15 protein-coding genes are annotated in these 13,549 nt (G+C 65.4%); 7 read left to right on the plus strand and 8 right to left on the minus strand.

Translation table 11 applies throughout. The features are described 5' to 3' along the window. Positions 1-8 precede the first annotated feature (8 nt). A complete protein-coding gene (locus AC25MA_RS21110) occupies positions 9-491 on the minus strand; it encodes a GreA/GreB family elongation factor (RefSeq protein ID WP_028691740.1) in 483 nt (160 codons plus the stop codon). Between the two features lie 2 nt (positions 492-493). Continuing rightward, the gene (locus AC25MA_RS21115; protein ID WP_028691739.1) at positions 494-892 is read right to left on the minus strand and encodes a hypothetical protein; all 399 of its coding nucleotides are present in this window, start codon (positions 890-892) and stop codon (positions 494-496) included. Positions 893-1,027: 135 nt separating this feature from the next. On the opposite strand from AC25MA_RS21115, the gene earP reads away from it, so the two are divergent. After that, positions 1,028-2,161: an elongation factor P maturation arginine rhamnosyltransferase EarP gene (gene earP, locus AC25MA_RS21120; RefSeq protein WP_213884071.1), complete on the plus strand. Its 1,134-nt coding sequence runs from the start codon at positions 1,028-1,030 to the stop codon at positions 2,159-2,161. 48 nt (positions 2,162-2,209) lie between these two features. Further along, entirely contained in the window at positions 2,210-2,779 is a 570-nt protein-coding gene (gene efp, locus AC25MA_RS21125) for an elongation factor P (RefSeq protein ID WP_028691737.1), read from the plus strand. Between the two features lie 101 nt (positions 2,780-2,880). Here the strand turns inward: efp and AC25MA_RS21130 are convergent, their stop codons facing one another. The 3 genes from AC25MA_RS21130 to AC25MA_RS21140 all read right to left on the minus strand — a co-directional run bounded on the left by AC25MA_RS21130 (position 2,881) and on the right by AC25MA_RS21140 (position 4,907). Beyond that, positions 2,881-3,309 (minus strand): organic hydroperoxide resistance protein, encoded by a 429-nt coding sequence (locus AC25MA_RS21130; protein WP_027596038.1) that lies wholly within the window; start codon positions 3,307-3,309, stop codon positions 2,881-2,883. A 130-nt stretch (positions 3,310-3,439) separates the two neighbouring features. Beyond that, positions 3,440-3,895 (minus strand): MarR family winged helix-turn-helix transcriptional regulator, encoded by a 456-nt coding sequence (locus AC25MA_RS21135; RefSeq protein ID WP_062361615.1) that lies wholly within the window; start codon positions 3,893-3,895, stop codon positions 3,440-3,442. Between the two features lie 55 nt (positions 3,896-3,950). After that, positions 3,951-4,907, minus strand: a complete 957-nt coding sequence (locus AC25MA_RS21140; protein WP_213884072.1) for a LysR family transcriptional regulator — start codon at positions 4,905-4,907, stop codon at positions 3,951-3,953. A 117-nt stretch (positions 4,908-5,024) separates the two neighbouring features. Between AC25MA_RS21140 and AC25MA_RS21145 the strand changes: the two genes are divergently transcribed. Next, on the plus strand, positions 5,025-5,774 hold the full coding sequence (locus AC25MA_RS21145) for a sulfite exporter TauE/SafE family protein (RefSeq protein WP_088851867.1): 750 nt from the start codon (positions 5,025-5,027) through the stop codon (positions 5,772-5,774). A gap of 151 nt (positions 5,775-5,925) precedes the next feature. Here the strand turns inward: AC25MA_RS21145 and AC25MA_RS21150 are convergent, their stop codons facing one another. Continuing rightward, positions 5,926-6,777, minus strand: coding sequence for a LysR substrate-binding domain-containing protein (locus tag AC25MA_RS21150; protein ID WP_069017542.1), 852 nt, complete (start codon positions 6,775-6,777; stop codon positions 5,926-5,928). A gap of 96 nt (positions 6,778-6,873) precedes the next feature. Between AC25MA_RS21150 and AC25MA_RS21155 the strand changes: the two genes are divergently transcribed. Together AC25MA_RS21155 and AC25MA_RS21160 are read left to right on the plus strand one after the other, a co-directional pair. Next, positions 6,874-7,092: a DUF1127 domain-containing protein gene (locus AC25MA_RS21155; RefSeq protein ID WP_062361634.1), complete on the plus strand. Its 219-nt coding sequence runs from the start codon at positions 6,874-6,876 to the stop codon at positions 7,090-7,092. 76 nt (positions 7,093-7,168) lie between these two features. Then, entirely contained in the window at positions 7,169-8,389 is a 1,221-nt protein-coding gene (locus AC25MA_RS21160; RefSeq protein ID WP_213884081.1) for a winged helix-turn-helix domain-containing protein, read from the plus strand. On the opposite strand, the gene AC25MA_RS21165 is transcribed toward AC25MA_RS21160, so the two are convergent. Next, the gene (locus AC25MA_RS21165; protein WP_028691729.1) at positions 8,370-9,716 is read right to left on the minus strand and encodes a class II 3-deoxy-7-phosphoheptulonate synthase; all 1,347 of its coding nucleotides are present in this window, start codon (positions 9,714-9,716) and stop codon (positions 8,370-8,372) included. The two genes, AC25MA_RS21160 and AC25MA_RS21165, sit on opposite strands and share 20 nt — an antisense overlap. Before the next feature lie 116 nt (positions 9,717-9,832). Between AC25MA_RS21165 and AC25MA_RS21170 the strand changes: the two genes are divergently transcribed. Then, positions 9,833-10,588 carry a spermidine synthase gene (locus AC25MA_RS21170; RefSeq protein WP_028691728.1) on the plus strand — a complete coding sequence of 252 codons (756 nt, stop codon included), beginning with the start codon at positions 9,833-9,835 and terminating at the stop codon, positions 10,586-10,588. 319 nt (positions 10,589-10,907) lie between these two features. Beyond that, on the plus strand, positions 10,908-12,584 hold the full coding sequence (locus tag AC25MA_RS21175; protein WP_028691727.1) for a DEAD/DEAH box helicase: 1,677 nt from the start codon (positions 10,908-10,910) through the stop codon (positions 12,582-12,584). Positions 12,585-12,695: 111 nt separating this feature from the next. On the opposite strand, the gene AC25MA_RS21180 is transcribed toward AC25MA_RS21175, so the two are convergent. Continuing rightward, positions 12,696-13,448 (minus strand): DODA-type extradiol aromatic ring-opening family dioxygenase, encoded by a 753-nt coding sequence (locus tag AC25MA_RS21180; protein ID WP_213884080.1) that lies wholly within the window; start codon positions 13,446-13,448, stop codon positions 12,696-12,698. Positions 13,449-13,549: the final 101 nt, after the last annotated feature.

Consider the following 13,549-nt stretch of genomic DNA (forward strand, 5'->3'; position numbering starts at 1 on the left):
GCGCTGGCTCAGGTGATCTCGATGATGAACTGCACCTGCGCCACTGCGGACACCACCAGGCTCACTTCATCATCCACCCGCTTGCCGAGCAGTTGCTGCCCCAGTGGTGCGCGCGGCGTGATCACCGTTACCAGCCCATCCCCCTCGCCAATCTTCAGGCCGGCCCCTTCCGGCCCGAGGAACAGCCGGCGCCGCTGGCCCGCCTCGTCTTCCAGGGTCACCAGGCAACCGATCTGGATCCCCCGCGCCGGGTCGTAATCGCGCAGCGCCAACTGCTGGTAGGTCAGCAACGCCTGGCGGATCTCGGCCGTGCGCCGCGCCTGCCCGGTGGCCAGGTACGACGCCTCAAGCCCCAGGGTGTCGTACTTGTTCTCGGCGATGTTCTCTTCGGCGGTGGCGGCCTCGTAGGCGGTCTGGGCGGCGCGACGCAGCACCTCCATGTCGTGCTCGAGGGTGGCGATGATGCGTTGCAGCAGGCTGGCCTTGTCCATGGTCAGTAGCAGAACTCCAGCACGTTGGCCTGGCTCTTGTCGGTCGGCGCGGTGCGGTTCTGCTGCAGCCAGAACTGGCACTTGGGGCTGTTGAGGTTGCGCGGGTTGCCTTGGGCAGCCTCGGCGGCCTGTTGCAGTTCCTGCTTGTGCAGGATCTCTTTGTAGTGCTCGAACATCTGCGCCTGGGCGTCGGCCGGTTGTGCTGGCGCGCTAGCAGGCGCAGGCTGGACCACGGCGGGGACGGCGGCCTCGACCAGCGGCTGCACCTGTGCCGGCCACAGGCGCAAGGCCAGCCACAGGCTCAGGGCGATGGCCACGGCGCCGAGCCACAGGCCCAGGGCGACGCACAGCACCAGTTGCACGGGGCTGAGGGTGATCTTCAATTCGCGGGGGCGGGGCATGGCGGCCTCCTGGCAGGCAGGTTAGTGGGGGCCATTCTCGCATGGCGCGACAGGTTTTTTCAGCGCCGCGCTTTTGCTGGCGGGCAAATATCCGCAAAATCCGCGGTCTTTTTTCGCAGGTAACGGAACGTGGCGATGAAAACCACCTGGGACATCTTCTGCACGGTCGTCGACAACTATGGCGACATCGGCGTCACCTGGCGCCTGGCGCGCCAGCTGGTGGCCGAGCACGACCTGGCGGTGCGCCTGTGGGTGGACGACCTGCAGGCTTTCGCGCGCCTGTGTCCGCAGGCCAGCATCCAGGCCGGGCAACAGTGGCAGCAGGGCGTCGAGATATGCCACTGGCCTGTCACGTGGCACGATGCGCAGCCAGCCCAGGTGGTGGTGGGTGCCTTTGCCTGCCAACTGCCGGACGGCTACATCGAGGCCATGGCCCGTCAGCCCACGCCACCCTTGTGGCTGAACCTGGACTACCTGAGCGCCGAAGACTGGGTGGAGGGTTGCCACGGCTTGCCTTCGCCTCAGGCCAATGGGCTGCGCAAGTTTTTCTTCTTCCCGGGCTTCACCGAGAACACCGGTGGTTTGTTGCGTGAAGCCTCTTTGCTGCCGCGTTGCGAAGCATTCCGGCATTCGCCTGATGAGCGGGCGAAGTTCCTGGCGGGATTGGCAGTGCATCCCCAGGAAGGGGCCCGTCTGATCTCGCTGTTCGCCTACGAGAACCCGCAGTTGGGCAACTGGCTCGATGTGCTGGCCGCCGATGCGCACCCGACCCACTTGCTGGTGCCGCAGGGGCGCATCCTGGGTGACCTCGGCAACTGGTTGGGCGAGGCAGACTTGCCGGTGGGCGCGCTGCATCGGCGTGGGGCCTTGACCGTGCAGGTCCTGCCTTTCGTCAGCCAGGACGACTACGACCGGCTGCTGTGGAGCTGCGATTTCAACGCCGTTCGCGGCGAGGATTCTTTCGTGCGCGCGCAATGGGCTGGCGTGCCGATGCTCTGGCACATCTACATCCAGGAAGAGAACGCCCACTGGGAAAAGCTCGAGGCATTCCTCGCCCTTTATCGCCAAGGCCTGTCGGCCGCCGCCGGGCAGGCACTGACCGAACTGTGGCGCGCCTGGAACATGGATCGACCGATGGGCCAGGCCTGGCTGGCGCTGCAGCCGCATTGGGACGAGGTGCGCGAACACGCCCGCCAGTGGCAGGCCGCGCAGGCCGCTCGGCCGGACCTTGCCACGAGGCTGGTACAGTTTTACCGAAATTCGCTATGATACGCGGCCTCGATTTTTATAAATCCATCCAGATTCGGATACTTCGTAATGAAAACTGGTAAAGAGCTGAAACCCGGTACCGTACTGCGGATCGACAACGACCCGTGGCTGGTTCAAAAAGCTGAGTTCACCAAGTCGGGCCGTAACAGCGCGATCATGAAGACCAAGCTGAAGAACCTGCTGACCGGCTACAAGACCGAAACCGTATACGGTGCGGACGACAAGCTGGACGACGTGATCCTGGATCGCAAAGAAGCGACCCTGTCGTTCATCAGCGGTGACTCGTACACCTTCATGGACACCACCGACTACACCATGTACGAACTGAACGCCGAAGACATCGACGCCGTTCTGCCGTACATCGAAGAAGGCATGGAAGACGTCTGCGAAGCCGTGTTCTTCGAAGGCCGCCTGGTATCGGTAGAACTGCCGACCACCATCAGCCGCCAGGTCGTCTACACCGAGAACGCCGCACGTGGCGACACCTCGGGCAAGGTCATGAAGCCTGCCAAGCTGAAGAACGGTACCGAGATCTCGGTTGCCGACTTCATCCAGATCGACGAGTGGATCGACATCGACACTCGCGACAACAGCTTCAAGGGCCGTTCCAAGAAGTAATTCTTCTTGCGATGAGCACGAAAAAACCCGGCCTTGGCCGGGTTTTTTTGTGCCTGTGAAACCGTGTCGCCTTCATCGCGGGGCAAGTCGCATCGGCGTCCTCAGACAGTCACATGCAACCGCACATCCACATTGCCGCGGGTGGCGTTGGAGTAAGGGCAGACCTTGTGCGCCTTTTCCACCAGCCCTTCGGCGTCGGCCTGGGCCAGGCCCGGCAGGTTGATGTGCAGGTCGATGTCCAGGCCGAAACCGCCCGGGATCTGGCCGATGCCGACGTTGGCGGTGATCGACGCATCCGCAGGCAGGGCCTTTTTCTCCTGGCCGGCGACGAACTTCAGCGCGCCAATGAAGCAGGCCGAGTAGCCGGCGGCGAACATCTGCTCGGGGTTGGTGCCGTCACCGCCTGCGCCACCCAGTTCCTTGGGGGTGCTCAGCTTGACTTCCAGCTTGCCGTCGCTGGAGCGGGATTTGCCATCACGACCACCGGTGGAGGTGGCTTCTGCGATGTACAGCGGAGTGACCTTTTGCATCTTGAGCCTCGCTTGAGTGCTGCGCGCCGTCGGCGCTGAGTGGGTATGAATTTAATTTAGCGTGCAATTATTTAGTGCGCAAGTTAAATAATCGACCATTCATCCGAACAGCCATCTCACAGCTTAGACGTCAGAGGTTTTCTTGCAGCTGCGCACGCAGGGCGACCAGGTCGGCCTGCAGCTTGCGTAGCTGCTCGGCGCTGTGGCCGCTAGCCTGCAGGATGCACTGCGGCACGCGCTGGGCCTCGGCCTGCAGGGCGCGGCCCTGGTCGGTCAGTTGCACCAGCACCACCCGTTCATCCTCACGGCTGCGGCTGCGCTTGAGCAGACCCTCGCTTTCCAGGCGCTTGAGCAGCGGTGTCAGCGAACCGGGGTCGGTGAGCAGGCGCTGGCTGATCTCGCCCACGGTCAGGCCGTCCTGTTCCCACAAGACCAGCATGGCCAGGTATTGCGGGTAGGTCAGGCCCAGTGCCTGCAGCAGGGGCTTGTAGACCTTGGTCATCAGCAACGAGGTCGAGTGCAGGGCGAAGCAGACCTGGTTGTCCAGCAGCAGCGCGTCGCAGGGGGCTTGGGTGTCGGCGTTCATGCAGGTCCTTGGAATCGGTAAGGGTTAAAATCTAGCACGCCAAAGCTTGGTGCGCTCATTGCCAGCGCAGCTCGCTTCTCAGCGCCAGGTCCCAGGGCGGCACCGGGCTGAAACGGCTCTTGAGGAATTCGAGCAGCAAGCGGCTGCGAGAGTTCGTTTCATGTTCCAGACGCAGGGCATAAATGCCGCTGGTCTCGGGCTCCGGCAGGCCGTTGTCGCAGAACAGCGGGAGCAGTTCGCCGCGCAGCAGGTAGTCGCTGATCAGCCAGGTGGGTAGGTGGGCGACGCCCAAGCCGGCCAGGGCGCCGAACAGCAGGGTCTCGGCGTTGTTGGCGGCCATGCGCATGCGCGCCGGGCGGTACAGGCGGGGCTGGCCGTCGACCGCGAAGCGCCAGGCGAACGGCGGAGCCAGTCCGTCCCAGTCGAGGCCGTCGTGCCCGGGTAGCTCGCTGGGGCAGGCCGGCACCCCGCGGCTGGCCAGGTACCCGGGGCTGGCACAGGCGATGCGCACCATGTAGGCCAAGGGCGTGGCCACCAGGCGGGTGTCGGCAAGGGGGCCGGCGCGCAGCACCAGGTCCACCTCGCCCAGGTGGCTGCCGTGCAGGTCGACGAAGCTGTCGATCAGGCGCAGCTGCACGTCGAGCCCGGGATAGGCCACCAGGAAATCGGCGATGGCCGGGGCCAGGTGGCGACGGCCGAAGGCGGCTGGTGCGTCGATGCGGATCAAGCCTTCCGGGGCACTGCTCAATGAAACCGCCTCGGCGCGCGCCAGGCGCAGCTCCTCGATGATGCGCCGGGCCCGCTCGGCGAAGGCGTTGCCGGCCGGCGTCGGGCGCACGGCGTGGGTGCTGCGCGAGAACAGGCGGCTGCCAACCGCGCTTTCCAGGCTGTCGATGCGCCGCGCCACGGCGGAGGGCGTCAATGGGTGGCGCCGGGCGGCGGCGGAGAAACTGCCGGTTTCCAGCACGTCGAGGAACAGGCTGAGTTGTTCGGTGAGGATGTCGGGGCTCATGGCGGCTCGGTGCTTGTGCGAAATACGCAAAGCCATTGTGCGCTGCTGTGCGTTTCCCCGCCAGCCGTGACTGGCTAGCATGCCCTCATTCTCTGAAAGCAGGCGGATGAGGCGCTGATGATCGAGTGGGTGATGTATATCGTGCTGGGGGCCGCGCTCGGCACCTTGGGTGGGCTGTTCGGCATCGGCGGCGGGTTGATCGCCATTCCGGCGCTGGGCGTGCTGTTCGGCCTTGACCAGCAGTTGGCCCAGGGCACCGCCCTGGTGATGGTGGTGCCCAACGTGCTGCTGGCGCTGTGGCGCTACCACCAGCGCAACCGCATCGAGCTGCGCCATGCTGTGCCGTTGTCGCTGTGCAGCTTCGTGTTCGCCTGGCTGGGGTCGATCTGGGCGGTGGGCATCGATGCCCAGTCGATGCGTCTGTACTTCGTCGGTTTTCTGGTGGCGCTGGCGATCTGGAACGTGGCACGGATGTTCCTGCCGGTGCGACCGCCGAGCAACCAGCTGCGTTATCCGTGGCCCTGGCTGGGCGTGCTGGGCAGCTTCGCCGGGACCATGGGCGGGCTGTTCGGCGTGGGCGGGGCGGTGGTGGCCACGCCGATCCTGACCTCGGTGTTCGGCACTACCCAGGTGGTGGCCCAGGGGCTGTCGCTGGCATTGGCGGCGCCGAGCACCATGGTGACACTGTTGACCTACGGGATGCACCAGAGTGTCGACTGGGGCATCGGCGTTCCGCTGGCCGTGGGTGGGTTGCTGAGCATCAGTTGGGGAGTGAAGCTGGCCCATGCGTTGCCGGAGAAGGTCTTGCGCACGCTGTTCTGCGGGTTTTTGGTGGTGTGTGCGGTGATGCTTGGGTTCGAGCTTTAGTATGTAGGGGCTTTTGCGCAGCCCTTTCCGACCGGTCCGACGCCTCGGCAAAGCCGCTCCCACAGAAGATCGCGTACCTCTGTGGGAGCGGCCTTGCCGAGGCGTCGGACCGGTCGGAAAGGGCCGCAAAGCGGCCTCCGGATCCCATCCTTCATTTGAACCCTTCGACGATGTACTCGGCCATGCAGTCGGTGATCGGCGAATGCTGCTGGTCGTTGCGCAGCAGCATCACATTGGCCATGTGCAACTGCGGCAGGCCGTCGTCCGCGCCGAGGATGCGCAGGTCGCCACCGATCAGGCTCTGCAGCTGCGCGGTCACCGCCAGGCCGGCATGCACGATGGCGAAGATCGCCGCCAGGCTCGGGCTGGTGTAGGCGATGCGGTACTCGATGCCCTCGCGCTCCAGGGCATTGCAGGTCCAGGCGCGGCAGAAGCAGTCGGTGTTGAACAGCGCCAGCGGCATCGGCCGCTGCTCGTGGGGGCAGAAGCCTTTGGCCGCGGCCCACACCAGGCGCTCCTGGCGCAGCAGCTGGCCAACTTCGTTGCCCGGCTCGCGGGTGACGATGGTCAGGTCCAGGTCCTGGCGCAGCATCAACTGCTTGGACGAATCGCAGTGCACCTCGACATGGATCAGCGGGTACGCCTGGGCGAAACGGGTGAGGATGCCCGGCAGGTAGCGCATGGCGTAGTCGTCCGGGGTGCCGATGCGCACCACGCCGACCATGTGCGGCATGCGCAGGGTGTTGAACACCTCGCCGTGCAGCTTGAGGATACGCCGGGCATAGCCCAGCAGGACCTGGCCCTCGGCGGTGAGACGCACCTGGCGGCCGTCACGTTCGAACAGCTGGCGCTGCAGGATGTCCTCTTCCAGGCGCTTCATCTGCATGCTCACCGCCGACTGGGTGCGGTTGACCACCTCGCCGGCGCGGGTGAAGCCGCCTTGCTCGGCGATGGCGACGAAGGTGCGCAGCACGTCCGCGTCGAGACTCTGATACTGGGACATGGCATCAATCTCCGAGATGCATGGCATCAGAAACATTCGTTGGATTGATCTTAGGCCTGGGCAGAGACTGGAGCCATCCACACGGAGGGCGTCAAGATGAAAGGTCATTTCAACGTTGCTCACCAGCCTGGGTCTACCCTCGGCCACCTGTTGCACGATGTCGGCGGGCGGCTGCTGCGCTGGTACGAACTGCACCGCCAGCGCGATGAACTGGCGCGCCTGAGCGATGCCACGCTGCACGACCTGGGGTTGTCGCGGGCCGATATCCAGCAGGAAGCCGACCGGCATTTCTGGGAAGACCCGCTGCGTAAATGAAGAGGGCTACAATCGCCGGACAAACCTGTCCGGCGATTGCGTCTTTACTGTCTGAACATCAGACGGAGCCCACTGCATGTCCCTCAGCCTGTCCCTCGCCCAGGCCCGCCGCCTGGCCTTGTCTGCCCAGGGCTTCGGCAAGTCGCCCGGCGGCCCGCCGACCCTTGCCAGTCTCACACGCATGTTCCAGCGCCTGGGCGTGGTGCAGATCGACTCGGTCAATGCCCTGGTGCGCTCCCACTACCTGCCGCTGTTCTCGCGCCTGGGCGACTATCCGCGCGACCTGCTCGACCAGCTCGCCTGGGGCCAGCGCCGCCAGCGCCGGTTGTTTGAATACTGGGGCCATGAAGCATCGTTGCTGCCGCTGGCGTTGTACCCGCTGATGCGCTGGCGCATGGCCCATGCCGCCGACGGCAAGGGCATCTACCGGCAACTGGCCGCGTTCGGCCGCGAGCGGCGCGAGGTGATCGAGCGGGTACTGGCGGCGGTTCGCGACCAGGGCGCGCTGGGCGCGGGCAGCCTGTCCACCCGCGAGGAGCGCGCCGGCCCCTGGTGGGACTGGAGCGAAGAAAAGCATGCGCTGGAATGGCTGTTCGCCGCCGGCGAGGTCACCGTGGCCGGGCGTCGCGGGTTCGAGCGCCTGTACGACCTGCCCGAGCGGGTGCTGCCGGCGACCCTCCTAGAGCAGGCCCAACCCAACGAGGCCGAAGCGCACCAGGGCTTGCTGCTGCATGCCGCGGTTGCCCTGGGCGTGGCCACCGAACAGGACCTGCGTGATTACTTTCGCCTCTCGCCGCAGCAGAGCAAGGCCGCCCTGGCCGTATTGGTCGAGGACGGGCGCCTGCAGGCCTGCACGGTGCAGGGTTGGAAACAACCAGCCTATGTCGCGGGCGTGCCACGGGTTCCTCGGCGCATCGAAGCCAGCGCCTTGCTCTCGCCTTTTGATTCACTGGTCTGGGCGCGTGAGCGTACCGAGCGCCTGTTCGACTTCCGCTACCGCCTTGAGATCTACACCCCGGCGCACAAGCGGGTGTACGGCTACTACGTGCTGCCGTTTCTTTATCGGGAGCGCATTGCCGCGCGGGTGGATCTGCGCGCCGAGCGCGCCCACGGGCGGTTGGCGGTGCATGCAGTGCACGAGGAACCGGCAGGGCTGGACGGGGAAGGGTATCTGGCGCTGGCGGCCAACTTGCAGCGGCTAGCCGCCTGGCTGGGGCTGGAGAGGGTGCAGCTCAACTGCCCCCGCGCCGAGGGCAGCCGGCTGCGTCAGGCGTTGCTCAGCGGCGTACCTGCTTGAGGGTTTCGGCGATCAGGAACGCCAGCTCCAGCGATTGGTCGGCGTTCATCCGCGGGTCGCAGTGGGTGTGGTAGCGGTCGGACAGTGCATCTTCGGTGATCGGCCGGGCGCCGCCGATGCACTCGGTGACGTTCTGCCCGGTCATCTCGATGTGGATACCGCCGGCGTGGCTGCCCTCGGCCTGGTGCACCTGGAAGAACTGCTTGACCTCGTCGAGGATCTGCGCGAAATCGCGGGTCTTGTAGCCGCTGCTGGCCTTGATGGTGTTGCCGTGCATCGGATCGGAGCTCCACAGCACTTGGCGCCCCTCGCGCTGCACGGTGCGGATCAGCCCCGGCAGGTGGTCGCCGACCTTGCCGGCGCCCATGCGCACGATCAGGTTCAGGCGGCCCGGGTCGTTGTCCGGGTTGAGCACGTCGATCAGGCGGATCAGCTCCTCGGGGTTCATGCTCGGGCCGACCTTGACCCCGATCGGGTTGTGCACGCCGCGCAGGAACTCGACATGGGCGCCGTCGAGCTGGCGCGTGCGGTCGCCGATCCACAGCATGTGCGCCGAGCAGTCGTAGTAGTCGCCGGTCAGGCTGTCGCTGCGCACGAAGGCTTCCTCGTAGTTGAGCAGCAACGCTTCGTGGGCTGTGAAGAAGCTGGTTTCACGCAGTTGCGGCGCGGTGTCCAGGCCGCAGGCGCGCATGAAGGCCAGGGTCTCGTCGATGCGGTTGGCCAACTGGTGGTACTTGTCGGCCAGCGCCGAGTTGGCGATGAAGTCCAGGTTCCACTTGTGCACCTGGTGCAGGTCGGCAAAGCCGCCCTGGGCGAAGGCGCGCAGCAGGTTTAGGCTGGCGGTGGCCTGGTGGTAGGCCTGCAGCAGGCGCTCGGGGTCGGGGACGCGACTTTTTTCGTCGAAGCCGATGCCGTTGACGATGTCGCCGCGGTAGGCGGGCAGGGTGATGTCGCCGATGGTCTCGTCGTTGGCCGAGCGCGGCTTGGCGAACTGGCCGGCCATTCGCCCGACCTTGACCACCGGGCAGCCGGCGGCAAAGGTCATGACAATGGCCATCTGCAGCAGCACCTTGAAGGTGTCGCGGATCTTCGCCGCGGAGAACTCGGCGAAGCTCTCGGCGCAGTCGCCGCCCTGCAGCAGGAACGCCCGGCCCTGGGTCACCTCGGCGAACTGCCGGCGCAGCTCGCGGGCTTCGCCGGCGAACACCAGCGGCGGGTAGCTGGCCAAAGTCTGCTCCACCTTCAGCAGGTGTGCGGCGTCGGGGTAGATCGGTTGCTGCTGGATCGGCAGGGCGCGCCAGCTGTCAGGGGTCCATTGTCGGGTCATTGCAAGCTCTATCCATAAGTGTCGTTAAGGCCTGCCGGTCATGGTACGCCCGGGTGTGCTTGTTGCACCACCGGCATTGGCGGACAATGGGCCTTTTGCGCGGGCAGGTGGTAGGGATGGCGACGGAGCGGGAAGAGCGGCTGCTGGCACGGGTCGAGGACGCCTTTGGCGTCATCAGCGTCTACGAGGTGGATGACTATCGCTTCCTCGAGTTCGGCGACGCCATCGAGCAGAGCTGCACCTTCACCGCCGACCCCAGCTGGCTGGAGTACGACTACACCCGCGCCATGCTGGTCGGCGCGCTGTGCCACGGGCAGCCGGAGAGCGCGCTGTTCCTCGGCCTTGGCGCCGGCACCCTGACCCAGGCGTGCCTGAAGTTCCTGCCGCTGGAGGATGTCGAGGCCATCGAGCTGCGCCCTGATGTGCCGCGTCTGGCCATGGAGTACATGGGCCTGGACGACGACCCGAGGCTGTATGTGCGGGTGGGCGACGCCCTCGAACTGCTGTCCAGCGCGGAGAAGGCCGACCTGCTGTTTGTCGACCTGTATACCGACTATGGCCCCGGCGTCGGCCATCTGGCCTGGGGTTTCCTTGAGAACTGCCAGAAGCAGCTCAACCCCGATGGCTGGCTGGTGATCAACCAGTGGGCCGGGGACGACGGCAAGCCGTTGGGCGCGGCCTTGTTGCGTGGGTTGTATCACCGGCATTACTGGGAGCTGCCGGTGAAGGAGGGCAACGTGATCCTGCTGGTGCCGGCGGACCTTGAGCAGACGCTGGACATCGATGCCGTGCGGGCGCGGGCCGCCGCGCTGGCGCCACGTTTGGGCTATTCGCTGGAGTACCTGATCAAGGCCATCCGTCCGGCGACCTGATCCGGATGTACGCGTCTGCAGGGAAACGATTCAGCCTGGATCCAATGTGAGTCTGGATCTTCGAAATATTTCTCACAACTCACGGCTATTTCGGGTATAGTACGCGCCGGTCTTTTAGCGGACCTCAAAATCAGGTGGTGCAAATCCTCCGAATCCAGCTTCGGCTGCGCGTCCGCTAGGCGGACCTCCCCAAGACGTTCCTATTTCAATCGTTTTCGCAAATCCCCGCCGCCAAAGCTGCCTGGGTGACCGTTTGGTCTTTCAAGGCATGTGCAGCTTTGGAGCATGGGTCTTTGCGGATGCACCTAGAGGCAGACCCATGACCCAGGAAACCGGCGGATTCGCCGCTCTCGAACTCAATCCGAACATCGTTGCTGCCGTCCTGGCCACCGGCTATGAAGAGCCGTCGGCCATCCAGCAACAGTCGATCCCGATCATCCTCGCCGGTCACGACATGATCGGCCAGGCGCAGACTGGCACCGGCAAGACCGCTGCCTTCGCCCTGCCGATCCTCAACAAGATCGACGTGAGCAAGCGCGAACCGCAAGCCCTGATCCTGGCGCCAACCCGTGAGTTGGCGCTGCAAGTAGCCACCGCTTTCGAAACCTACGCCAAGCAGATGCCGGGCGTTAACGTGGTGGCCGTGTACGGTGGTGCCCCGATGGGCCCACAGCTGCGTGCCATTCGCAATGGCGCACAGATCGTCGTCGCCACCCCGGGCCGCCTGTGCGACCACCTGCGCCGCGACGAGAAAGTCCTGTCCACCGTCCAGTACCTGGTGCTCGACGAAGCCGACGAAATGCTCAAGCTGGGCTTCATGGATGACCTCGAAGTGATCTTCGATGCCATCCCTGCCACCCGCCAGACCGTGCTGTTCTCCGCCACCCTGCCGGCCTCGATCCGTGCCATCGCCGAGCGCCACCTGCGCGAGCCGAAGCACGTCAAGATCCAGAGCAAGACCCAGACCGTGACCGCGATCGAGCAGGCCCACCTGATGGTCCACGCCGACCAGAAGATCCCGGCCGTGCTGCGCCTGCTGGAAGTGGAAGAGTTCGATGCGCTGATCGCCTTCGTGCGCACCAAGCAGGCTACCCTGGACTTGGCCGCCGCCCTGGAAGCCAAAGGCTACAAGGCTGCCGCGCTGAACGGCGACATCGCCCAGAACCAGCGTGAGCGCGTGATCGACTCGCTCAAGGATGGCCGCCTGGACATCGTCGTCGCCACCGACGTCGCTGCCCGTGGCCTGGACGTACCGCGTATCACCCACGTGTTCAACGTCGACATGCCGTACGATCCGGAGTCCTACGTGCACCGTATCGGCCGTACCGGCCGTGCCGGTCGCGATGGCCGTGCGCTGCTGCTGGTTACCCCGCGTGAGCGCCGCATGCTGCAGGTGATCGAGCGTGTCACCGGTCAGAAAGTCGCCGAAGCCCGCCTGCCTAACCCGCAAGCCGTGCTGGATGCGCGCATCAAGAAGCTGACCAAGAGCCTGGCGCCGCTGGTGGCCGAGTCCGAGGCCAGCCACGGCGAATTGTTCGACCGCCTGACCGCCGACCTGGGCTGCACCCCGCGTGCCCTGGCCGCGGCGCTGCTGCGCAAGGCCACCAACGGCCAGGCGCTGGACCTGGCTTCGGTGGAGCGCGAGCAGCCGCTGGTGCCGACCTACACCCCGCGTGAGCGTGGTGAGCGCACCGAGCGCGGCGAGCGTCCGGACCGTGGTGACCGCGAGCGCCGCGCGCCGATGCCGCTGGCCGAAGGCCGCGTGCGTTGCCGTACCGCCTTGGGTGCCCGTGACGGCATCGCCGCCAAGAACCTGCTGGGCGCGATCCTCAACGAGGGTGGCCTGGCGCGTGACGCCATCGGTCGCATCCAGGTGCGTGACAGCTTCAGTCTGATCGAGCTGCCGGAAGACGGCCTCGAGCGCCTGCTGACCAAGCTCAAGGACACCCGCGTTGCCGGTAAGCAATTGAAGCTGCGTCGCTACCGCGAAGATTGATCTTGACGCTGCAATAAAAAATCCCCGGCCTTCTGGCCGGGGATTTTTTTTGCCTGGCGATCAGCTGACCCCGATCCCTGTAGGGGCCGCCTCGCGCCCCCCTGGCGCACATCAGTCGAACCAATAGATATCCATCCCCAGCGCCCCCAGCGTAAACCCCTGGTGCACGATGCCAAATCGCCCGCCAGCCCCCATGGCAAAGAACAACGGCAAAAGGTGTTCATCACTGGGATGGTTGCGCACCGCAAACGGCGCCTGCCGCCGATAATCCACAAGCCCCGTCTCATCCCCGGCACTCAACCGATCCACCACCCAGTCACGAAACGCTAGCGCCCAGGGCTCGACCGCATCCGGCCCGGCGTGCCAGTCAAGCTCGCCCAGGTTATGGGTGATACTGCCCGAGCCGATCAGCAGGATGCCTTCCTCGCGCAGTGCCGACAGCGCCCGGCCAACCTTCAGTTGCAGATCAGGACCGGCCTGGCTGGGTAGCGACACCTGAACCACTGGAATATCCGCCTCGGGATACATCAGTGAAAGCGGCACCCAGGCACCATGGTCGAAGGGCCGCTGCTCATCCAGTCGGGCCCCCAGAAGTTCGGACAACCGCCTGGCCAGTGCCGGTTCGCCGGGTGCCGGGTACTGCACCGCATACAGCGCCGGCGGAAAACCATGGAAGTCATGCCAGGTCTGCGGCTGCGGGTTGCCCATCACCAGCAGTTCGCGGGTCTCCCAGTGCGCCGACACCACCACGATCGCTTTCGGGCGGGGCAAGGTGCGGGCCAGCGTGGCCAGGGCCGGGCCGCTGGCGCCGGGTTGCAGGGCGAGCATGGGCGATCCGTGGGAGATGAACAGGCTGGGCAGCATGGCGGGGTCCTGGCAGGTAAGATGCAGCCATCTTCGATCAGCCTTCGATCAAGATCCAATATAAGTTTTCACAGCCTTTTATCGAAAAACCGGGAGGGATC

The organism is Pseudomonas sp. P65(2024) (genome assembly GCF_057480955.1).

What these genes read in the sequence shown, in the direction of transcription:
- AC25MA_RS21110 (WP_028691740.1), bottom strand. Translation starts at nt 491, where the DNA reads ATGGACAAGGCCAGCCTGCTGCAACGCATCATCGCCACCCTCGAGCAC.
- AC25MA_RS21115 (WP_028691739.1), bottom strand. Translation starts at nt 892, where the DNA reads ATGCCCCGCCCCCGCGAATTGAAGATCACCCTCAGCCCCGTGCAACTG.
- earP (WP_213884071.1), top strand. Translation starts at nt 1,028, where the DNA reads ATGAAAACCACCTGGGACATCTTCTGCACGGTCGTCGACAACTATGGC.
- efp (WP_028691737.1), top strand. Translation starts at nt 2,210, where the DNA reads ATGAAAACTGGTAAAGAGCTGAAACCCGGTACCGTACTGCGGATCGAC.
- AC25MA_RS21130 (WP_027596038.1), bottom strand. Translation starts at nt 3,309, where the DNA reads ATGCAAAAGGTCACTCCGCTGTACATCGCAGAAGCCACCTCCACCGGT.
- AC25MA_RS21135 (WP_062361615.1), bottom strand. Translation starts at nt 3,895, where the DNA reads ATGAACGCCGACACCCAAGCCCCCTGCGACGCGCTGCTGCTGGACAAC.
- AC25MA_RS21140 (WP_213884072.1), bottom strand. Translation starts at nt 4,907, where the DNA reads ATGAGCCCCGACATCCTCACCGAACAACTCAGCCTGTTCCTCGACGTG.
- AC25MA_RS21145 (WP_088851867.1), top strand. Translation starts at nt 5,025, where the DNA reads ATGATCGAGTGGGTGATGTATATCGTGCTGGGGGCCGCGCTCGGCACC.
- AC25MA_RS21150 (WP_069017542.1), bottom strand. Translation starts at nt 6,777, where the DNA reads ATGTCCCAGTATCAGAGTCTCGACGCGGACGTGCTGCGCACCTTCGTC.
- AC25MA_RS21155 (WP_062361634.1), top strand. Translation starts at nt 6,874, where the DNA reads ATGAAAGGTCATTTCAACGTTGCTCACCAGCCTGGGTCTACCCTCGGC.
- AC25MA_RS21160 (WP_213884081.1), top strand. Translation starts at nt 7,169, where the DNA reads ATGTCCCTCAGCCTGTCCCTCGCCCAGGCCCGCCGCCTGGCCTTGTCT.
- AC25MA_RS21165 (WP_028691729.1), bottom strand. Translation starts at nt 9,716, where the DNA reads ATGACCCGACAATGGACCCCTGACAGCTGGCGCGCCCTGCCGATCCAG.
- AC25MA_RS21170 (WP_028691728.1), top strand. Translation starts at nt 9,833, where the DNA reads ATGGCGACGGAGCGGGAAGAGCGGCTGCTGGCACGGGTCGAGGACGCC.
- AC25MA_RS21175 (WP_028691727.1), top strand. Translation starts at nt 10,908, where the DNA reads ATGACCCAGGAAACCGGCGGATTCGCCGCTCTCGAACTCAATCCGAAC.
- AC25MA_RS21180 (WP_213884080.1), bottom strand. Translation starts at nt 13,448, where the DNA reads ATGCTGCCCAGCCTGTTCATCTCCCACGGATCGCCCATGCTCGCCCTG.